At 47.6% G+C, this 21,095-nt stretch carries 19 protein-coding genes and 1 pseudogene; 5 read left to right on the forward strand and 15 right to left on the reverse strand.

Going from position 1 to position 21,095, the window contains the following annotated elements:
* Nucleotides 1–6: 6 nt before the first annotated feature.
* From Q0380_RS08500 to Q0380_RS08540, 9 genes are all read right to left on the reverse strand, one after another.
* Nucleotides 7–813: a transporter substrate-binding domain-containing protein gene (locus Q0380_RS08500; RefSeq protein ID WP_005873331.1), complete on the reverse strand. Its 807-nt coding sequence runs from the start codon at nt 811–813 to the stop codon at nt 7–9.
* 444 nt (nt 814–1,257) lie between these two features.
* A complete protein-coding gene (locus tag Q0380_RS08505; protein ID WP_298962649.1) occupies nt 1,258–2,064 on the reverse strand; it encodes a transporter substrate-binding domain-containing protein in 807 nt (268 codons plus the stop codon).
* Between the two features lie 170 nt (nt 2,065–2,234).
* A complete protein-coding gene (gene ung / locus Q0380_RS08510; protein ID WP_298962651.1) occupies nt 2,235–2,930 on the reverse strand; it encodes a uracil-DNA glycosylase in 696 nt (231 codons plus the stop codon).
* Between the two features lie 144 nt (nt 2,931–3,074).
* On the reverse strand, nt 3,075–3,329 hold the full coding sequence (locus tag Q0380_RS08515) for a hypothetical protein (protein WP_298962653.1): 255 nt from the start codon (nt 3,327–3,329) through the stop codon (nt 3,075–3,077).
* 135 nt (nt 3,330–3,464) lie between these two features.
* Complete coding sequence (locus Q0380_RS08520; RefSeq protein ID WP_298962656.1) at nt 3,465–4,076, reverse strand: hypothetical protein; 612 nt, start codon at nt 4,074–4,076, stop codon at nt 3,465–3,467.
* A gap of 80 nt (nt 4,077–4,156) precedes the next feature.
* Nucleotides 4,157–4,753: a DJ-1/PfpI family protein gene (locus Q0380_RS08525; protein ID WP_298962659.1), complete on the reverse strand. Its 597-nt coding sequence runs from the start codon at nt 4,751–4,753 to the stop codon at nt 4,157–4,159.
* A gap of 219 nt (nt 4,754–4,972) precedes the next feature.
* Nucleotides 4,973–5,719 (reverse strand): hypothetical protein, encoded by a 747-nt coding sequence (locus tag Q0380_RS08530; RefSeq protein ID WP_298962662.1) that lies wholly within the window; start codon nt 5,717–5,719, stop codon nt 4,973–4,975.
* A gap of 35 nt (nt 5,720–5,754) precedes the next feature.
* Complete coding sequence (gene thyX, locus Q0380_RS08535; protein WP_298962665.1) at nt 5,755–6,393, reverse strand: FAD-dependent thymidylate synthase; 639 nt, start codon at nt 6,391–6,393, stop codon at nt 5,755–5,757.
* 126 nt (nt 6,394–6,519) lie between these two features.
* Complete coding sequence (locus Q0380_RS08540) at nt 6,520–7,146, reverse strand: nitroreductase family protein (protein ID WP_298704187.1); 627 nt, start codon at nt 7,144–7,146, stop codon at nt 6,520–6,522.
* 121 nt (nt 7,147–7,267) lie between these two features.
* Here Q0380_RS08540 and Q0380_RS08545 point away from each other — a divergent pair, with 121 nt between their 5' ends.
* The 3 genes from Q0380_RS08545 (at nt 7,268) to Q0380_RS08555 (ending at nt 11,224) form a co-directional block, all read left to right on the forward strand.
* Complete coding sequence (locus tag Q0380_RS08545; RefSeq protein ID WP_298962669.1) at nt 7,268–8,617, forward strand: sodium-dependent transporter; 1,350 nt, start codon at nt 7,268–7,270, stop codon at nt 8,615–8,617.
* Between the two features lie 304 nt (nt 8,618–8,921).
* Complete coding sequence (locus Q0380_RS08550; RefSeq protein WP_298962672.1) at nt 8,922–10,265, forward strand: sodium-dependent transporter; 1,344 nt, start codon at nt 8,922–8,924, stop codon at nt 10,263–10,265.
* A 131-nt stretch (nt 10,266–10,396) separates the two neighbouring features.
* Nucleotides 10,397–11,224 carry a hypothetical protein gene (locus Q0380_RS08555; RefSeq protein ID WP_298962675.1) on the forward strand — a complete coding sequence of 276 codons (828 nt, stop codon included), beginning with the start codon at nt 10,397–10,399 and terminating at the stop codon, nt 11,222–11,224.
* 309 nt (nt 11,225–11,533) lie between these two features.
* On the opposite strand, the gene rho is transcribed toward Q0380_RS08555, so the two are convergent.
* The 6 genes from rho to gpmI all read right to left on the reverse strand — a co-directional run bounded on the left by rho (nt 11,534) and on the right by gpmI (nt 17,732).
* Nucleotides 11,534–12,880 carry a transcription termination factor Rho gene (gene rho, locus Q0380_RS08560; protein ID WP_005873347.1) on the reverse strand — a complete coding sequence of 449 codons (1,347 nt, stop codon included), beginning with the start codon at nt 12,878–12,880 and terminating at the stop codon, nt 11,534–11,536.
* 61 nt (nt 12,881–12,941) lie between these two features.
* Complete coding sequence (accA, locus tag Q0380_RS08565; protein ID WP_291938084.1) at nt 12,942–13,880, reverse strand: acetyl-CoA carboxylase carboxyl transferase subunit alpha; 939 nt, start codon at nt 13,878–13,880, stop codon at nt 12,942–12,944.
* Complete coding sequence (locus Q0380_RS08570; RefSeq protein ID WP_298962679.1) at nt 13,880–15,097, reverse strand: beta-ketoacyl-ACP synthase II; 1,218 nt, start codon at nt 15,095–15,097, stop codon at nt 13,880–13,882. The genes accA and Q0380_RS08570 overlap by 1 nt, the downstream gene beginning before the upstream one ends.
* An 18-nt stretch (nt 15,098–15,115) precedes the next feature.
* Nucleotides 15,116–15,352, reverse strand: coding sequence for an acyl carrier protein (gene acpP / locus Q0380_RS08575; protein ID WP_005873350.1), 237 nt, complete (start codon nt 15,350–15,352; stop codon nt 15,116–15,118).
* A gap of 68 nt (nt 15,353–15,420) precedes the next feature.
* Nucleotides 15,421–16,164 carry a 3-oxoacyl-ACP reductase FabG gene (fabG, locus tag Q0380_RS08580; protein WP_298962682.1) on the reverse strand — a complete coding sequence of 248 codons (744 nt, stop codon included), beginning with the start codon at nt 16,162–16,164 and terminating at the stop codon, nt 15,421–15,423.
* A 101-nt stretch (nt 16,165–16,265) separates the two neighbouring features.
* Nucleotides 16,266–17,732, reverse strand: coding sequence for a 2,3-bisphosphoglycerate-independent phosphoglycerate mutase (gene gpmI, locus Q0380_RS08585; protein ID WP_298962685.1), 1,467 nt, complete (start codon nt 17,730–17,732; stop codon nt 16,266–16,268).
* A gap of 198 nt (nt 17,733–17,930) precedes the next feature.
* Between gpmI and mraY the strand changes: the two genes are divergently transcribed.
* Complete coding sequence (mraY, locus tag Q0380_RS08590; protein WP_298054009.1) at nt 17,931–18,995, forward strand: phospho-N-acetylmuramoyl-pentapeptide-transferase; 1,065 nt, start codon at nt 17,931–17,933, stop codon at nt 18,993–18,995.
* 114 nt (nt 18,996–19,109) lie between these two features.
* Nucleotides 19,110–20,234: pseudogene (gene murD, locus Q0380_RS08595) on the forward strand (UDP-N-acetylmuramoyl-L-alanine--D-glutamate ligase); the annotation flags it as partial.
* Nucleotides 20,235–21,095 lie beyond the last annotated feature (861 nt).

Below are 21,095 nucleotides of genomic sequence, written 5' to 3' on the forward strand. Positions count from 1 at the left end.
TTTTTATTAAAAAAAGCTGTAAAGATCGTCGAGTAAGAAATATTTTTTATCGACGGTGCCTTTATAGAAGGATTCGAAAGTATCCTCGTAAGCCTTTTTGAAAAAGCCCTCTTTGCTGAGCGCAATCAAGCCTTTATTGATCGCTTCTAGCAGCTCCGCGTTACCCTTTTGCACCGCGACGCCCAAGAATACATTATCGCCTAAATTTTTTATATTGACCTCGACTGCGGGATCTACGATCGGATAGACCATTACAAAAAGGTTGTTGTTGCAATACCCGTCGATCTCGCCACTTTTTAATCTCCTATAGCAATCGACCGAATCGTTGCAGTAGGAAACATTATAACCGCCGTCCTTTTTGATATACGCCTCGCCGGTAGTCTTGCGGATGATACCGATCTTTTTGCCCATCAGATCGCCTATTTTGTGAATATTTGAGTCTTTTTTCGTTAAAATTCCCAAATTTACCGTAAAATACGGCATCGAAAAATCCACGCTGCCTTTACGCTCTTCAGTGATACTTGCAGCCGCGATTATCATATCTGCCTGATTGTTTTGAAGCATCGGAAAGCGCACTTCGTTCGTTACCGGGATAAGCTCGATACGACCGCCGCTGTTGCCGAAAATTTTACCGGCTAGCGCATTGGCAAGCTCGACTTCGAAACCTTCAAAGCCCTTCTCGCTCGACTTACTAAAAGGCGGCTCATTTTCATAAACGCCCACTCTGATAACCTTGCTTTGCTTTATTTCGCTTAAGGAATTCGCAAAAACAAAGATCGCCGACAATAGAATAAGAAAAAATGACTTTTTCATAATTTCCTCCTTGAATTTTAAATTTTTCGTAATTGTAATGTAAATTTTCTTAAAATTTCATTTTACCTGAACCGAAATTATTCCCTAAATTACGGGCTTAGCAATAAAATTTCGCAACTAAAATTTCTAAGCATAATGATAGAGGCTTTTTAAATTTTGCTGCCTTGCGCCAAGCTCCGCCTGCTTTCATTAAATTTTAGCGCTTCGCTATAAAATTCTGTGCGTCTATTAGCGCCGCGTAAAAAAAAATAGCACGCCGCTGCGAAATTCTATGGAATTTTATAAATTTCATAACGGCGCGTTAGTAAAATTTACAATCCAAACCCAAGCTCGCAAAGTCGGGCAAAATAGCAAGACTATGCGAGCCTTTTAAATTTTACCTAGCGAGAGCACACAGCTATGCTTACGAAAACAAACACAGGCGAGCCGTACCGCTATGCCCACCTAAAATAAGCTATAAAGATCATCCAGCAAGAAATATTTTTTCTCCGCAGTGCCTTTGTAATACGGCTCGATCGCCTCATCATAGGTCTTTTTCATAAAGCCGTCTTTGCTAAGCTTGATTAACTCGCCGTTTAAGAACTCGAGCAGATCCTTATTGCCCTTAGAAACCGCGATGCCCAAGAAATCCGAAACGCCTAAATTCTTAATATTTACTTCAGTATCGCTATCTACGACCGCATAAGCAAGAACTAACAAATTATCGTGTGCAAAGCCCGCACCCTTGCCCTCTTTTAGAATTTTATAGCATTCATTTGCAGTAGCACAATTTATGATTTCAAAACCCTCTTTTTTAAAATATGCCTCGCTAGTCGTACCGCTTTCTGCAATGATCGGCTTACCGTGTAAATCAGACATCGTTTTGATCTTATCTCCCTTGCGGGTTAGCACGCCGATATTTACTGCGAAATACGGCGTCGTAAAATCGACCACCTGCTTACGCTCATTTGTGATCGTAAAGGTCGCAAGCACCATATCTACTTTATTTTCTTCCAACACTTTTAAACGCTCACTAGCCTTTACGGGTACGAATTCTACCTTGCCCGCCTTGCCACCAAATATATCTTTTGATAACGCCTCGGCTAGGGTCACCTCAAATCCTTGAAATTTGCCGTCTTCAAATTTACTAAAAGGCGGTTGCGCCTCGAAAACGCCCACTCTAATCGTGCCCGACTGCCTAATCTCAGATAGGGTATTTGCCACTACACTACTTGTAAATAGCAAGAAAATTCCCAAAATTATCTTTTTCATATCGTTCCTTTAGTTACAATGATTAGCCTAGCCGCGCATTCGCGTCGCTTCGGCAAGCCGTCTTAAGCCGGTCGTATATTATTCGCTCACTTCTCCTTTCGATATTTTTTAAAATTTCTTTACTTTGAAATTTTGCGGCGCATTTTACGCAAATTTCATTTAAAATACATTTAATCTGCGCCGTGATTTAGATCCCAATCGATCTCTCCTAGACCGTGCGCGCGCAGATATTCGTTGCATCTGCTAAAATGCTTGCAGCCGAAAAACGCCCCTCCTGCAAGCGGGCTAGGATGCGCGGCGGTTAAAATGAGATGCCTCTGCGCATCGATCAGCGCCGATTTTGCTTTGGCAAAATTTCCCCACAGCATAAAGACCAAGCTTTGCCGCCTCGCGCTTAAAATTTTAATCACGGCGTCGGTGAAAATTTGCCAGCCGAAGCCGCTGTGCGAGTTCGCGCGGTTTGCGCCCACGCTAAGGCTCGCATTAAGCAGCAGCACGCCCTGCTTCGCCCAGTAGCTCAGATCGCCGCTAGCAGGCTCGCTGATACCCAGATCGCTCTTAATCTCTTTGTAGATGTTTACGAGGCTGGGCGGAATTCGCACGCCGCGCGGTACCGAAAAGCTAAGCCCCATCGCCTGATGCGCGCCGTGGTAGGGATCCTGCCCCAAAATCACCGCGCGCACCCGCTCAAACGGAGTGAGATTAAAGGCGTTAAAGATCAAATTTCCCGGCGGATAGATGATCTCGCGCGCCTTTGCGGCGAGCAGATTTTCTTTGATCTTCGCAAAATACTCGCTTAAAAATTCCTCCCTAAGTGCCTCTTTCCAGCCGCTCTCGATCCTCACGTCGTCTAAATTTATCTGCATACCGACCCTTTAAATTTTAATAAATTAACGCTCTAATTTTACAATAAATTTTAAAAATAGTATCGCTCGCACGCGCCGCTGCAACCAAAGGCGGATCGCCCGCGCTCTCGCGCCGCAACCGCTCTCGCCGATTTATAGGCGCCGCTACACGATCACGATCAAAAGCGCCATAAATAGCAGCATGACGATCGTCTTTTTATTATCGTTAAGCAAGCTCTGCGGATAAAAAGCAAACAAAATCGCGTAGGCAAAAAGCGCGATTGCGAACTCCCACGGGTTGTTTTCTCTGAATTTTAACCTATAAATGATCATCGCTACGAAAGATATGTGCGAAAGCAGCGATAAAATTTGAGCCGGCTTCATGCTGTCTTTGTGATCTCCTATTTTATGAAAACCCACTATATCGTTATTTTATCTACTTTGATAAATGTCCGCAAAACCAAAGTCTAAATTTTTAAATTTTATCCCAAAAGCTTTTAAATTTAGTTCGCAACGTTATATTAAATCGACCATAAGTAAATTTAGCGCACACTATTAATACCCCATTTTATTTATTTGAATTATATTAAGTTCCGGATAAAAAATAACCTCGTGATCATAATCGCTCGGTTGTCCCGATTCGTGCTCTTTTTTGTGCCATATTCGCCTTTTATCGTTCACTATTGCCGTTATATTTAAATTTTTGATTGAACCATATATCAAATACTCCCGACTGCCGGCATAATAATAAGACGGCATCGCCCACGATAGTTTAAATTCATGCAAATTTGTAGTTTCAGCTATACAGTCAGACTCGGAAACAAACTCGTAGCCCTCTTGCAACATTTTTTGTTGCGTCAAAGTAAAGGGCTTATCCGCCTTTATAAAATGCGCGTAACAGATACAAGTCTGTATTTTTTCACTACACAATAAAGGAGGACTTTTTTTGCGATAAATGAGCAAAGTTTCTCCCTTCGTATTTGTTAAGGCTTCAAATTTAGCCAAATTTTTATTTTCTATATATGAAAAATCCGTATTAAGGGGTGAAAATAGAAAGGCTATAAATAAAACAAACAATATCAATGCTGCAAACGATAATATCAATGATGCGAGTATGGCGATCTTGATGACTTTCCACAATATTTTTAATATTTTTATTGTTTGCATTACGATTTACCTTCCACTCTATTTTAAAATTTACTGCGGTATTTATAAACTGCGCCACCGATCTTAGCGGCTTTAAAATTTCATCGCACAGGCTTGCTTCTAAGGCCGTAATACGGATAATCCATCGCCGCAGCGGCAGCCTCTCGCGCAGAGGCGCCCGCGAATTTCTCGGTCACGCAAAGTCCAAGTTCGATGGAGCTACTCACACCGCCAGCAGTGATGATCTCGCCTCCTTCTGGCAGGCTATCGCGCACGAGCCGTTCATGCACCACGTCCGCGCAGTAAAGTGCCAGCAGATCGTAGCAAAACGGATGTGTAGTCGCACGCCTACCTCGCAAAAACCCCGCCGCGCCCAAAAGCAGCGAACCGGTGCAAACGCTAAACTTATACTTCGCATCGCGCGCGGTTGCGAGCCACGAGATGAAGCCCGCATCGTCTTTAAGGCGTCGCGTCGCCATACCGCCCGGCACAAAAACCGCATCAAAGCCGCCTAGATCCGTCGTGATCTCGCCCACGTCAATCGTAAGGCCGCCGCTATCCGAAACCTGCCGCTCTCGCGAGCAAAACCTCATCTCAAGCTGCGGGTGGACGGCTTTAAGCCTTAGCATACAATCGTAAAATCCCACAAAATCGAGGTGCGTCTGTCCGCTAAACATCACAAGCGCTATATTTTTCATAATCCGTCCTTTAAATTTATCGCTCGCCTATGAGCTTTCGGTTTGCCGCCGCTGCAATTCTCGGCGCCGCAAGTCGTAAAATGCGCGGCGGCTAAATTCGATACCGCAGGCTGCCAAAAACCCGCTCAAATAAATTTTAAATTTTACTCGCGTTAAAAACTTGCAGAATTTTACCGCCTACGGGCGAAATTTTAAAAGCGGCAAAATTTTGCGCGTTTTTTATTCCGCTTTATTTAGATTAGAAAAAGCCCGCACGCCCGCATAATGTAGCCTTTTTGAAACATTCTCAAATTCCAAATTCCAAATTCCCTCGTCGTATTTCCATTCAAACGGCGTTTTGTAATTCGTCCAAATTTCATACGCGCGTTCGTTTAGCCGCTCAATCAACGCAGAAATCCCTAAATCGCCGCCCGCTATCTCCATCATCAAATGCCAGTTATCCAAATCGGCGGGGTTTTCGGTGTGGATGGATTTTTCGCGCGGCAGATAATACACAAAATCGCCCGTATCGAAGGGGAAGAGGGTGTGGCACAGCGCAATGCCGTAAATTTTTTGAGCGAATACTGTCGGAAGCTGCTCGTCCGAATAGCCGAAGGTAGAAACATATAAAAAACTGCGCAAGATGCTTGCTAAATTTCTACAGACCGGCGCAAAGGCGTATCTGCATACCTGCTGCGTTAAGGCGCCGTTTCGAATAAAACTTATGGCTCTATCGATTTCTTTTCTTCTTGCTTGCACGTATTTTATCTTTTTAAATCGCCAAGCTTGCATCAGCTGCAAAGAATTGTCGATTGAGCGCAGATGCTTATCTCTTTTTTCATCCGCCGTGCCGCTTAGCTCCGCGATCCTCGCAACGCCCTGCTTCCAAAACGGGATCAGGGTTTTTACCCATCCCAAGTAGCTCAGATAAAGCGCGTTCGGCTCCTCTTTTTCAAAAGCCGCTCTCATCTGCGTAAGTTTTATCATCACAGCTCTCTTATATCAAAATTTTACTTCGCTCGCTACTCCTCGCCTTGCGTCTTCTCTCCGCTCGCCATGCAGCTTTGGAATATAAATTTATGCTCCTGCGGCAGCGCGCCATAAATTTTACCCGCAAGCTCGCGGATCTCCCAAAGTGCCGCCTTGCTAGAGCGCAGAGCGAGGAAGTTTTGCAAGCTGCGTGCGTTTATACTCCAGCTAAGCTCGCTCTTGTAGCACTCGGGCAGGCAGTATTTGGCGATATCAAGGCTGATCGGAGTTTGTAAGATTACGCGCAGGTTTTCAAGAGCCGCGATACTTGCGTTATCGACCGCTTCGTTGCCCGTAAGCACGATGTATCGCGCGGCGTTTTCGAAATCCCCTTGCGCAAAGCTGCCCTCGCCGCGCAATTCTTTGAGAGTGTAGCGCGTGGATTTTACGCTAAGGCTTGCTAGGCGGTGGCGCGCCAGCTCCTGAAGCAGCGCGCGAGAAATACCGCTGATGTAGAAGTTGTAGTAGAGGTGTTCGAGCGTGCTTGAGTGCTTGAGCTGGTTGCCGACGCGGTCAATGAGCGCTAGGTCTTTGGCGCCGCCGCAATCGCCGCGCTCAAAGCTCTGCCAGCAGGTGCGGATCGCATTTGAGCAGACCCAAAGCGGAGTGAAATTTAGAAGTTTGACTTGCATGATTATCCTTTGAAATTTTAAGCGCATTTTAACGCTATCGCACTTTTAAACCGATAAAATTTCGCAAAACGACGCTTTTAATAAACAAAGCTCGCGCCTAAGCTTTGCGAGAAGAAATGCTTCATTTTATCTTTTTTTGCTGCCGCCGCGAGAGATTAAAATTTCATCCAGCTCGTAGCGCGTGTGCGGGTATTTGCTAGGCTCACCACGCCCCAAAGCCACGACGATTGCAGGACGAAATTTCGCCTCTAAAGCGCAGAATTTTTCCAAAGCCTCGGCGTCAAAGCCGGTCATTATACACGAGCGCACGTCAAAGCCCTCGGCGATATTAGCGATATTTGCCGCTAAGATATAAAGCTGCTTGGTCGCGTAGTTCATCAGCGCTTCGTCATCTAAGCCCGCAAATTTCGCGCGGAAATAATTCATCGCAGCTTCATATTTTTGCGGAGCGTTTGCACGACGGCGAACGGTTCGTTCTGAATACTCCTCGCCCACGCGCAGATCGTTACGCGCGATTAAAATCACGGCGTGCGAGCACTCAGCGACTTGCGGCTGGCTGTTGCAGGCTGCAGAAAGCTCTTTTAGCTCGCAAGGATCCGAGACTATCATCATCTTCCACGGTTCCAATCCGCATGAGCTGGGACTTAAGCGCGCAAGATCAAGTATCTCGCGCACGAGCTCGCTATTTAGTTTATAGCTGCAAAATTTACGGCAGCTGTGGCGAGAGAGCATCACTTCTTTTATCGATTTCATTTTATCTCCTTTAAAATTCGCGGCATTATAGCGGGTTTGCCTAAATTCCACCCGGCCAGCTTGGCGAGTTAAGCTAGATTTTGCTAATATTGCCCTTTTAAATTCCGCTACAAGGCATAATATGAATGATAAATTTAGCAAAATCGGCTTCATCCTCGCAGTCGCAGGCAGCGCCGTGGGGCTCGGTAATGCGTGGAAATTCCCCACTTTAGTAGGCACCAACGGCGGCAGCGCCTTTATCTTGCTATATCTTTTGCTGACGCTTTTGGTTAGCTTCGTGATCTTTTTAGCCGAGATCGTCATCGGCAGGCTAAGCGAAAGTGATCCGGTGCGCGCATTTGAAAAGCTCGCACCCTCATACAAAGGCGCATGGAAATACGCGGGATTTTTTATGATTAGTGCGCTTTTGATCTATGCTTTTTACAGCGTCGTAATGGGCTGGATCCTAAAATACGTGGTCTCAAGCGCTTTTTATCTGCCAAAAAGTATAGATGAAAGCGGCGCAGCGTTTAACGCACTTCTAGGCAGCGATTTTTTAAGCGCGGCGATATGCTTTACGATAGCGTCGGCGTTTTGCTTTTTCATCGTATCTAAAGGTGTCAAAAGCGGCATCGAGCGGCTTAATGTCTGGATGATGCCCGCACTATTTATTTTGCTGGTTTTAATGCTAATTTACGCCGCGAGTTTCGATGGATTCGGACGTAGCGCGAAATTCCTACTGGTGCCAGATTTTTCCAAGCTTAATAAGGATAGTGTTCTTTCGGCGCTAGGACTTGCGTTTTTTACGCTTTCGCTTGGCGTTACTACGATTATGACCTATGCCGCGAGCCTGCCTGCGCGCACCAACATCCTAACCTCAAGCATAAATATCGTCTGCATTAATGTCCTAATCGGCGTGATGATGGGACTTATCGTCTTTACTTTCATCTTTGAATTCGGCGGCGATCCCAAAGCGCAAGGCCCAGGGCTAGTGTTTGTCTCGCTGGTGGTACTTTTTTCAAAGCTCGGTGCGATCGGAAACATCCTAGCCTTTTTATTTTTCACCTCGCTATTATTTGCGGCGATTACTTCTGCAATTTCGATGCTGGAGCCTGCGATTTATTATCTCGTAAACTCCCGCAAGCTAAGCCGCAAGCGCGCTTCGCTTTTAGTTTTTGCCGTGACGTATGTTTTAGGGATATGCTGCATTTTGGGTTATTACGGGGGCACGAGCGAGTATTTTAGCCTAGGTGGCAAGAGCTTTTTTGACGTGCTTGATTACCTGACCTCGAATATCTTAATGCCTCTTAGCGGCATAATCGTGGCGATTTTCGTAGGATTCGTGATCAAAAAACGAGCCGTCGAAATTCTACTGCGCCCATATATGGGACGAATGGGCTTTAAGCTGTGGTATTTCGTGCTATTGCGCTTCGTGGCGCCAGTCGCGATCGTGGTGATCGCGCTCAATCAGCTAAAAATTTTAAATTTTTAAAATTTGCAAAGCGGATGGATAGCATGGAAGTTAAAATTTTGCGCTGAAGCAGCCTAAAAACGACGCGCCAAATTTCATAGCGAGCCTCGCGGCGATCCGTTATCTTTGCAGCGATAGTTTAAAATTTTATGTTTAGATAGAGGAAGATCAAAGTATGCGACGGTAATCAGCTTTCGGCGCGACCGCGGCAACCCGCATGGCGATAGGTGCGCGCGGCAAAGACGCCGTAGCGCAGTCGCGTCTGATCACGCTGCGGAATTTTAAAATTCCGTAGCTTTAAAATTTAAAAATCATCGGAGCGAAAATGAACGATAAATTTAGCAAAATCGGCTTCATACTTGCCGTCGCAGGCGGCGCAGTGGGGCTTGGCAACGCGTGGAAATTCCCCACCCTCGTGGGTCAAAACGGCGGCAGCGCCTTCGTGCTTTTATACCTCGCGCTCACGCTAGGCGTGGGCTTTAGCATATTTTTAGCCGAGATGGCGCTAGGCAGGCTGAGCGGGAGGGATCTGCCGAGCGCATACGAGACGCTGGCGCCGCGCGGCGGACGAAAATGGCGCGCAGGAGGCATTTTCATCGCGGGCGGCATGCTGGTGCTGTCCTTTTACCTCGTCATCCTCGGCTGGGTGATCCGCTATATCTTTTTGGGCTTTTCTCCGCTGCCCGCAACCGCCGAGGAAGCGGGCGCCGTATTTGATGATCTCATCTCGCATTCGCTAGCCACGAGCCTAGGCTTTTACGCACTTGCGCTCGTGCTGACGCTATCCGTCGTCGCGCGCGGCATCAAAAGCGGTATCGAGCGGCTAAACGTCGTGATGATGCCGCTTCTCTTCGTGCTGCTGCTTGCGATGCTCGCGTATGCGTGCACGATGCAGGGCTTCGGCGCGGCGGTGAAATTTCTTTTCTACCCCGATTTCGGCAAAATCACCGTTAGCTCCGTCCTATCCGCGCTCGGGCTCGCGCTCTTTACCCTGTGCGTGGGCGTCGGCTGTATCGCGGCATACGCGGCGTCGCTTAGCGAGGGTGTGCGGCTGGTGCGCAGCTCGGTAAACATCGTATTTATCAACATCGCGATCGGACTGATGATGGGGCTCATCGTCTTTACCTTCATATTCGAATTCCGCGCCGATCCCGCGCAGGGTGCGGGGCTCGTGTTCGTCTCGCTCACTACGATGTTTGCAAAAATGGGGCTAGCGGGACAGGTGCTTGAAGTCGCGTTTTTCGTCTCGCTTTTTTTCGCGGGAATCACGAGCGCGGTTTCGATGATCGAGCCCTTCGTCTTCTATCTCATCGGCAGGTTTAAAATTTCTCGCCTGCGCGCAGTCTGCATCTCTGGGCTTGTCATAGCGGCGCTAGGCGCATGCTCGCTGCTATCGATGCACGCGGATTATGCGAGCAGGTTTAAGCTTTTCGGCGCGAGCTTTTTTGACTGCTTGGACTTCGTAAGCTCAAACGTCATGCTGCCCCTCGGCGCGCTAACCTCGGCGATATTCGTGGGCTTTGTGATGGATGCGCAGCGCCTGCGCGGGCTTTTTGGCGCCGATATGGGCGAGCTTGGATTTAAAATTTGGCACTTTTCGCTGCGCTTCGTGGCGCCCGTCGCGATCGTGATCATAATGGCAAATCTACTGTTTTTCGGCGGGAAGTAGGAAGCGATTCGGTTAAATTTAAAGCGGCATGGGTTTAAATTTAACCCTCTTTGGGCGAGCTAAATTTAAACGTTAACATCGCAGCCCGTTAGGCTCGTATTTTAACTAGCGTTTTGCTAAAGGAGTAAATTTTGAAAGCGCTTAAATTTCTATCCAAAGCCCTAATCGCCGCGCTCGGCGTTTGTGTAATCGTCGGCGCGCTTAATTACAGCGGGTTTATCTTCAGCGATCTAAAATGGCTTAGTAAAGATGAGATGGTACAAAATTTCGTACAGGAAGAATTTAATGATTGCGTATATTACCATTATGATACATTTTATGCTCCTGATAAAAATTTAAGCTTCAATGAACTTATTTATACATTAGACAAAATATTTAAAAAGCATATGGATACTAAGACTTTTAGCCTATTTGATGATTTAAACTCAACTATTGGTTTAAATAAAATTACGAATAAAATAATATCAAATAAAACCGCTCCTTGGAATTTTGTCGATTTTGTCCATCATCATACAGATAGAAATGTTGATATAAATGGCAACTACTCATATACGCCATTTGAAGGTAATAAAAAGATAAACTATGATCTCAATCAAACCCTTATATTTACTTGCAAAGGTGGTATGTATGGTTCCGATAGCTTTAGCATAAAAGAATGCAAAAATATTACCTTTTTTGAAAGAGCGCTAGGAAAGAATAGATATTGCATATATTATGAGGGGATTAAGTATATGAGCTATAAGTTTCAACCATCTGAAAAGACAAAAAATCCAGATTACGAATTTGATATGGTTCATAACCGCATAAACCAATATTTGCAAGGCGTTAAAGAATGTGTGCCGTATAGTAATACAAACTTTATACACTCGTGCGAATTTTATATAGATAACCACGGAAACAGGTATTACGGGAATTTTTATCTGATATATAGTTTAATAAAAACGATGTTTTTATCTTAACCGAGAATTTAGAAATAATAAAACATCCTAGCTCCGTGCATAGCAAGGCGTAAAATTCCTCATAAAATTTTATGCTTTACATCTTGCGAATGGATTTTTACAAAAGCAAAATTCTGTCTGGCGGTATCGCATCTTGTGATGCGAGCGCAAAACATTTAGCAAATATCGCGATAAATTTAAACTTATAATAGTGAAGTTTGAAAAAAGACGCACCACTTTGAAAGCGCGAACGAAGCTACGTGGCGATATTTGCGGCAAGCGGTGCAAGTCATGCCGCTAAATTTTTAAATAAGGCTAAATTTAAGAAATTTAGCCGTTCATTATCGATAGCAGCTCGGTGTTGTCTTTGGTTTTTAGCATCTTGGCGTATAAAAATTTCAGCGCCTCGACGTCGTCCATCGTCGAGATCGCCGAGCGCAGCGCCCAGATCTTTTGCAGATTTTCGCTGCCTTGCAAAAGCTCCTCTTTGCGCGTGCCGGACTTGGTGATATTGATCGCCGGGTAAATTCTGCGATCCGAGATATTGCGATCTAGGATGATCTCGCTGTTGCCCGTGCCTTTGAACTCCTCGAAGATCACGTCATCCATACGAGAGCCGGTCTCGATGAGCGCGGTAGCGACGATGGTGAGCGAGCCGCCGTTTTCAATATTTCGCGCCGCACCAAAGAAGCGCTTCGGCTTGTGCAGAGCGTTCGCGTCCACGCCGCCGCTTAAGACTTTGCCGCTGCTAGGCGTAACGGTGTTGTAAGCGCGCGCAAGGCGGGTGATGCTATCAAGCAGGATGACGACGTCCTTGCCGTTTTCGACGGCGCGTTTTGCCTTTTCGATGACGAGCTCGGCGACGCGGACGTGGTTGAATGCAGGCTGATCAAAGGTCGAGCTAAACACCTCGCCGCGCACGCTACGCTCCATGTCGGTCACCTCCTCGGGACGCTCGTCGACTAGCAGCACCAAAAGCTCGACCTCGGGGTGGTTGCGCGTAATGCCGTTGGCAAGCTCTTTCATCAGCTCCGTTTTACCGCTACGCGGAGGCGCCGTGATGAGCCCGCGCTGACCCTTGCCGATCGGCGTGAAAAGATCGAGCACGCGACCGGTAAGGCGCATCGGGTCATATTCGAGCTTTAACTTTTCGGTCGGGAAAAGCGGCGTGAGATTGTCAAATAGCGGGCGCTCTCTAGCCTCTTGGATCGATTTGTAATTGATCGCCTCGATCTTTAAGAGCGCGTAGTACTTCTCCTGATCCTTCGGCTCGCGCACCTGGCCCGTGACGATGTCGCCGACGCGAAGGGCGAATTTGCGGATCTGACTTAGACTCACGTATGCGTCGTTGGCGCTGTCGCTTAAATTTGAATCTATGCCGCGCAAAAAGCCGTAACCCTCGGCGGTAACCTCCAAAATCCCCGTAAAAAGTATGAAGCCGCCCTGCTTCGTCTGCATGCGTAAAATTTCAAAAACGAGCGCTTGGCGACGGAATTCGCGCGGGTTCTCTACGCCTAGCTCGTCTGCTATAGCGATGAGATTTTCAAGATCCATCGAGCGAAGCTCCTCGATCTGGTAGCCCTCGACGGGAACGTGCGTTTTGGCGTAAGTTTTTCTACCGTTTTGATTAGAATTTGAAACGGCGGTCTGAGCGGAATTTTGATTTGTATTTTCCATTTGTCCTCTTAGAGTGTGAAGTTATTAAATTTGGTTTTAAAAAAGTCGCGAAATTTAAAATTTAGTTTTCTTTATAAGCACCGAACCTTAAAATTTTTTGTTGTCTTCTGCTGATGAGCTCGTCTATGCTAAGATCGTCTAGCTTGTGCAGCTCGGTTAAGACGTAGTTTCCAAGCGCTTTTATCGCGCCGTCTTTATCTCTGTGGGCGCCCGTTTTAGGCTCTTTGATGACGTCGTCGATCAAGCCCAGCTCTTTTAGCTCCTCGGCGGTGATCTTTAACGCTTTCGTAGCGGCCTCGCTCTTACTTGGATCGTTCCACAAAATCGCAGCACAGCCCTCGGGAGAGATGACCGAGAAAATTGAGTTTTGAAGCATCGCCAGCCGATCAGCCACGCCAATAGCCAAAGCTCCACCACTACCGCCCTCGCCTATAACAACGGCGATCGTAGGGGTCTTAAGATCGCTAAGCTCATATAGATTTCGCGCGATTGCTTCGCTTTGACCGCGCTCCTCGGCACCAAGTCCCGGATATGCGCCCGGAGTGTCGATTAAAAACAAAATAGGAAGGTTAAATTTCTCGGCAAGTTTTGCTACGCGCAGCGCCTTGCGATAGCCCTCCGGATGCGGCATACCGAAATTTCGCTTCAGCTTGTTTTTGGTGCCGCGACCCTTCTGCTCGGCGATCACGGCGATTTTGCGGTTACCCATAATGCCCAAATAGCACACGATCGAAGGATCGTCCCTAAAGGCGCGGTCGCCGTGAAGCTCCCTGGCGTCCTGCAAAAGCGCGCGAATATAATCGATCGCGTAAGGGCGATCCGGATGGCGCGCAAGCTGAAGCCTTTGGTATTCGTTTAAATTCTTATAAACTTTAGAAATTTCTTTTTCGAGGTTCTTATTTAAAATTTCGACTGCATCCTCATCGCCGCGAATTTTTGCAGCGGTAATGTCCTCGTCGATCTGCTTTATAGACTTTTCGAAGTCCAGATAGCTCGCCATTAATCTACTCTTTTGAAAATAAGCGACGCGTTCGTGCCGCCAAAGCCGAAATTATTGCTCATAACACAATCGAGTTTGGCTTTTCTAGCGACGTTTGGCACATAGTCCAAATCGCAATCTGGATCTTTTGAAATTTGATTTATCGTAGGCGGTATGATGCCGTTTTGCATCGCTAAAAGGCTGATCGCAGCCTCTACCGCTCCGGCAGCGCCTAGGCAATGTCCTAGCTGACCCTTGGTGGAGCTGACCGCAGGCACCTTGCCCTCGCCGAAAAGCTCTTTTAACGCCGCGGTTTCGTTTTTATCGTTTATTACGGTGGACGTTCCGTGGGCGTTGATATAATCAATCTTCGGGCGTCCCGCCATCTCGTAGGCCTTTTTCATAGCGCGGATCGGTCCGTCTAGGCTAGGCGAAGTGATATGATAGGCATCGCCGCTAGCGCCGAATCCTACGAGCTCGCCGTAAATTTTAGCACCGCGCGCTTTTGCGTCTTCTAGCTCTTCTAAAACCAAAGCCGCCGCGCCTTCGCCCATAACAAAGCCATTTCGCTCCGCATCAAACGGACGTGAAGCGTGCGCAGGATCGTCGTTTCTAGCGCAAAGCGCCTTCATCGCGGCAAATCCGCCGATACCTACGGGACAAACCGCAGCCTCGGCACCCACTGCGAGCATCTTTTTCGCTTCGCCAATCATGATAACTCTCGCAGCGTCCATAATCGCATGCGCAGAAGCCGCACAAGCCGTAACGCTGGATAAATTCGGACCTTTTAATTTATAATATATAGAAACAAAGCCGCCGAGCATATTTACTAACGCAGAAGGGATAAAAAACGGCGAAATCCGCCTAGGACCGCGCTGCAAGCAGGTATTGGCATTTATCTCGATATTCGGCAAACCGCCGATACCGCTAGCCGAGCTAACGCCGAATTCGTCGCTATCGAAACCGCTAAATTTAGCGTCATCTATGGCTTCGCCCACAGCTTTAAGCCCGAGTTGGATAAATCTATCCATCTTTTTTATCTCTTTTCCATCCTCGATTATGCTCGAAGGATCGAAACCTTTTACTTCAGCTGCAATTTGAACCGGAAATTCGCTAGCGTCAAAGAGCGAAATTTTATCAACCCCGGTTTTTCCGTTACAGATATTTTCAAAACTGCTCTGTTTGTCAAGCCCGAGAGAGGTTATCATCCCGATGCCCGTTACTACGACTCGTTTCAAAACCGCTTCCTTAAAATTTTATTTCTTAGGCAAATTTTCTATATAATCTACTACGTCTTTAATGCTTACTAATTTTTCGGACTCGCTATCTGGGATCTCGATACCGAATTTCTCCTCTAAAGCCATTACTAGCTCAACTACGTCAAGAGAGTCCGCGCCCAAATCTTCGATAATTTTAGAGTCAAGTTTAACCTGATCCGGGCTAACGCTTAGTTGTTCTACAACTACGTCTCTTACATCTTCAAATACTGCCATTTTAGCACTCCTTTAAAAAAATACCGCGTAATTCTATAATATTTAACCTTAAATTCCGCTATTTAACGCTACATATAGAGCCCGCCGTTGATTTTAAGCGACTCTCCGGTAATGTAGCCCGCACCGTCGCTGAGCAAAAACGCAACTCCTTCGGCGACGTCGCTCGTGCTTCCAAGACGCTTAAGCGGGATGCTCGCTTCGTAGCTTGCTTTTACGTCGTCACTTAGCGCGTCCGTCATATCCGTAGCGATGAAGCCTGGAGTTATGCAATTGAAGCGAATTCCACGCGCTGCGCCCTCTTTTGCAAAGCTCTTACTCATCGCGATCATTCCGCCCTTGCTCGCGCTGTAATTGACCTGCCCGGCGTTTCCCATTTCGCCGACGATCGAGGCGATGTTTACGACCGCACCGAAGCGCTTTTTGCTCATTAGCTTTAAAGCTTCGCGGCAGCCGATGAAGGCGCTGCTTAAATTTGCTTCGATCACGCCCATGAAGTCTTCCAGCTTCATCCTAAGCGCGAGCTTGTCGTTCGTAACGCCCGCGTTATTTACGAGATAGCTTAGCTCGCCGTCGCTTTGCGCGATCAGGGCAATCGCCTCGCTAAATTCCGCTTCGTTCGTCGCATCAAATTTTATCACGGCGCCCTCTCCGCCGTTTGCGCGGATCTCCTCTAGCAGCGCGTCAGCAGGCTCTGGTGCAGAGCGATAATTGATCCACACCTTAAGCCCGTAGCCGGCTAAAGTCCTTGCGATCTGCGCGCCGATACCGCGGCTCGCGCCCGTGATTAAAACGTTTTTTCCACTAAATTTCATACTTGTCCTTTTATTAAAATTTTAATGCCTAGCATAAATTTATCCAAATTTACCTAAATTTTAGCCGTTTAAATTTAGCTGCAACCCGTGCCGTTTAAATTTCAAAACAGCGCCTCGTCCATCTCCGCGGGCTTCGGTAGCCCCATTAGCTTTAGCACGGTAGCTGCGACGTTACTAAGCCCAAGTCCGCTTTTTAGCTCGCGCGCGCCGCGCCCCAGCACGAAGCAAAATACGTCAAAGGTCGTGTGGTTGGTTAAAATTTCGCCGTCAGCGTCTCGCATCGCCTCGCAGTTGCCGTGGTCGCTAATCTGCACATAGGCGTAATCGTGCGCCCTCGCCGCGCTTAAAATTTTACCGATGCACTCATCCACCGCTTCGACCGCCTTTACCGCGGCATCGTAATTGCCCGTGTGGCCGACCATATCGCCGTTTGCGAAATTTACGACGATGAAATCGATCCCCGCTTCGATGCCGCGGATCACCGCATCGCACACCGCGGGCGCGCTCATCTGCGGCTGCTCATCGTAGGTTTTTACTTTCGGGCTTGGTATCAGCACGCGAGTTTCGTTCGGCAGCGGCTCCTCGACGCCGCCGTTAAAGAAAAACGTCACGTGGGCGTATTTTTCAGTCTCGGCGGTGTGAAGCTGCGTAAGACCGGCTTCCGCGATCACTTCGCAAAGCGTGTTTTTAAGCACAGGCTTCTCAAAAAGTAGAGGAAATTTAAAACTCGCGTCGTATTCGCTCATCGTGATTAAATTTTGCACGATAAATTTTCGCTTGAATTCGCCGAAGCCCTCATCACCCAAAGCCGCGCAAAGCTCCCTGGCGCGATCGTTTCTAAAATTTATAAAAATCACTCCGTCATCCGCGCCGATACCGCCAAAGCCGTTAAAGCTCGCAGGCTCGATAAACTCGTCGCTCACGCCGCGCTCGTAGCTTTGCAGCACGTACTCGCTAGGCGAAATTTCAAGCGGCGCCGCTTCACCCAAAAGCACGTCGTAAGCGCGCTTTACGCGATCAAAACGCTTGTCGCGATCCATCGCGTAAAAGCGCCCGCACACGCTAGCGACTTTAAATTTAGCCTGTAGATGCTTTAAAAATTCCGCTCCGCTGCTCGGCGAAACGTCGCGCCCATCGGTGATAGCGTGCGCCCATGTCTCGCAACCCGCATTCTGCGCTATATCACAGATCGCGTCGAAATGGCGCAGATGCGAATGCACGCCGCCGTCGCTGTAAAGCCCTATGACGTGCACCCTGCGGCACTTTGAAAGCAGGCTTTGCAGCGCTTCGTTTTTCTCAAGCGAGCCCTCATCGATCGCGCGATCGATTTTGACTAGGTTTTGATACAAAATTCTACCGCTTCCGATCGTCATGTGCCCTACTTCGCTGTTTCCCATCTGCCCCTGCGGCAAGCCCACGGCAAGCCCGGAGGTACGCAGTAGCGTATTGGGCACGTTTTTAAAAAGATAATCATAGGCGGGCTTTTTCGCATTTGCAAACGCGTTAAATTTATCGCTCGCGTTAAAGCCGATGCCGTCGGTGATAAGTAAAATCGTCTTTTGCCCCATTTTGGCTCCTAAATTTCGTCTAAATTTCGCCGCACAGGTCTTTTAAAGCAGGTCTGCGGCGCTGTTTTTACGAGCGGCATTATACTTTCTTTTGGCAAATGCGGCAAAATTTCATCCGCCCTAAAAGCTAAATTTTACCTCTTTTATACTAAAATGCGCGTTTTCATATAAAATTTCATAAAATTTAAAAGGCAAACTTTGTTTTATTATCTTTATCATCTTACGAATATAAATTTCTTCCAATACATCACCGCGCGCGCAGGGCTTGCGTTTTTTATCGCTTTTTGTTTTTCGGTCTGGGCTATGCCGCGGTTTATCCGCTGGGCGCAAGCTAGACACGCCGCGCAGCCCATCTACGAGCTCGCGCCGCAAAACCATCAGAAAAAGAGCAAAACCCCCACGATGGGCGGGCTCGTTTTCGTTACTGCCGCGGTGCTCGCAAGCCTGCTGTGCGCCAAGCTAAACAACGTCTTCGTGCTCTGCGGATTGCTTTGTTTGGTGGGCTTTGGATACATTGGCTTTAAGGACGATATCTCTAAAATTTTAGGCCGTCAAAACCACGCAGGTCTTAGCGCGCGGGCTAAATTTGCACTGCAAAATTTCTTGGCGTTTCTGATCGGGGCTACGCTTTATGCTTTTAGCGACCTGGGCGGGGAATTTTTCGTGCCGTTTTTTAAATACCCTCTACTAAATTTATGGATCTTCGCGCCGCTGTTTTGGACGATCGTGATAAGCGCGAGCTCAAACGCGGTAAATTTAACCGACGGCCTGGACGGATTAGCGACCATTCCGTCGGTATTTTCGCTCTGCAGCTTGGGCGTATTTGCCTATCTTTGCGGGCATGCGATCTACTCGCAATATCTCTTGCTACCGCGCGTCGCGGGCGCGGGCGAGGTCTGCATCATCGTCTCGGCGCTAATCGGCGCGCTGCTTGGGTTCTTGTGGTTTAACTGCTATCCCGCCGAAGTCTTTATGGGCGATAGCGGCAGCCTCAGCGTGGGTGCGTTTTTAGGGTACTGCGCGGTCATCACGAAAAATGAAATTTTACTCATAATGATCGGCTTCGTCTTCGTCATCGAGACGCTCAGCGTGATCTTGCAAGTGGGCAGCTTTAAAATTTTCAAACGCAGAATTTTCCTGATGGCGCCGATACACCACCATTTTGAGCTTAAAGGCTGGGTCGAGAACAAAATCATCATCCGCTTTTGGATCATTGCGCTAATCGCAAATATCATAGCGCTGACGTCGCTGAAATTGAGATAAAATGCGAGCGCAGATCGAGCCCGACTTCAAAACGGCGCGTAAAAGATACGGCGAAACGGCTGAGCTTAGCGCGGGCGAGATAACTCAAATTTTATGGGGCGAAAGGGGAGAAAAATGAAAAAATCGCTATTTGGCTACGGGCTTACGACCAGAGCGATCGCCGAGCACTGCCACGACGAAGGCGGCTGGGAGATCTACGACGATAAATTTGAAATTTCTTCGGGCGCGCCGAAGCTGGACGAGTTCGGCAACGCGCTTTTAAACCCAAGCGAGTTCGATCCCGCCGCAAGCGAGCTTGAAATCCCAAGTCCAGGCTTTCCTCCGCATCACGAGCTGGTGCAAAAGGCGCGGAATTTAATCAGCGAATACGATTATTTTGACGATTACAAAGGTCTTAAAATTTGGATCAGCGGCACGAACGGCAAGACCACGACGACGAAGATGATGCAGCACTTACTCGAGCGATACGGCTCGCAAATGGGCGGTAACGTGGGCGTTCCGCTTGCAAAGCTTGATAAAAGCGCCAAAATTTGGGTGCTGGAGACGAGCTCGTTTACGCTGCACTACACCAAGCACGCGCGCCCCGACATCTACGTGCTGCTCGCGATCACGCCCGATCATCTCAGCTGGCACGGCGATTTTGCGGAGTATGAACGCGCTAAACTCTCGCCGCTGTTAGCGATGCGCGAAGGCTCCGTGGCGCTGATCCCGCGCGCCTACGAAAGCTCTGCCGCCGCGCAAAATAGCCTAGCTCGCGTGATCTGTTACGAAGACGAAGCGGATCTGGCGCAAAAATTCGGCATCGATCTGGGCGAAATAAAATTCCGCACGCCGTTTTTGATCGACGCGCTTTTGGCGCTGTGCGTGGAGAAAATTTTATTCGACAGATGCGACGTCACGCGACTGAACGACTTTGTGATCGAGGGCAATAAGCTCGAAGAATTTACCGACGCGCGCGGCAGGCTCTGGGTCAATGACACGAAGGCGACCAACATCGATGCGTGCGCGCAGGCGCTGAAGCGCTACTCGGGGCGCAAAATACATCTGATCCTCGGCGGCGACGATAAAGGCGTGGATCTGCACCCGCTTTTTGCGGAGTTTAAAAAATACGATCTGCAAATTTACGCGATCGGTTCAAATACCGATAAAATCGTGCTTTTATGCGACGAGTACAATCTTCCTTGCGTGCGCTGCGAAATTTTACAAACGGCGGTGAGCGAAATTTCGAAGCGCTACCGAGATGCGGACTTTAAAAAAAGCGGCGCAAGCGAATTAGAAGTACAAAATTCAAGCACGGATAGCAGGTGTGACGGCGACAGCAAGGCAAAAGAAAGCGCAAAGATCGGCGAAAATACGCCGCAAGAAGGCGGCGGCTCATCTGCTGCAAGCGACAATGCCTCTTCGCCGAAACGCCGCGCGAACGACGGTGAAACTCGGAATTCGCAGAATTCTAAAAATTTCGAAAATTTTAAAAATTCCATACATTCTGCGAGCGAAATAGCGCTGTTAAGCCCTGCGTGTGCCAGTTTGGATCAATTTAAAAGCTACGCTGAACGCGGCGAACTATTTAAAAAACAGGTTGCACAGCTCGGATAGATAAGCATATCAAGTTTAGATGGATCAGGTCGAGCCTTTATTAATACATTTGCAATCGTATTTTAAAATTTCAACGCTTCTTCTGCGCGGATATATCTAAGTAAGTCTAGCTGAAGCATGCCTCGCGATGTCACGCTACTGGCTTTGACGCAATGTTTATAAAGATGCTTCGCCAAGTCCAAATTAAAGCCAATTTTCGACGCTAAATTTAACCAATCGCGGCTATCGCCCATTATGCGCGCAAATTTGTCTACTTTGCATAGCCTAGAACCAAGCGTATAATTTGCAAAGTCGGCTAAATAGTAAATTTATATCACTTTGCTTTTAGATTGATAGCCCTTTTTGATTATTGTAAATTACTGCGCAAGCAATATTTTTATCACTAAAATTTAGAAAATTCCAACTGAGTAAATTTGGCTGTTTTGGAGCGCAACGTACAAAAATCTAGCGAAAATCAAGGATTTTAACCGAGATTTAAGTATTGCATGGATAAAATTACTTTTC

The sequence above is a fragment of the uncultured Campylobacter sp. genome, from assembly GCF_937959485.1.
GTDB lineage: Bacteria > Campylobacterota > Campylobacteria > Campylobacterales > Campylobacteraceae > Campylobacter_B.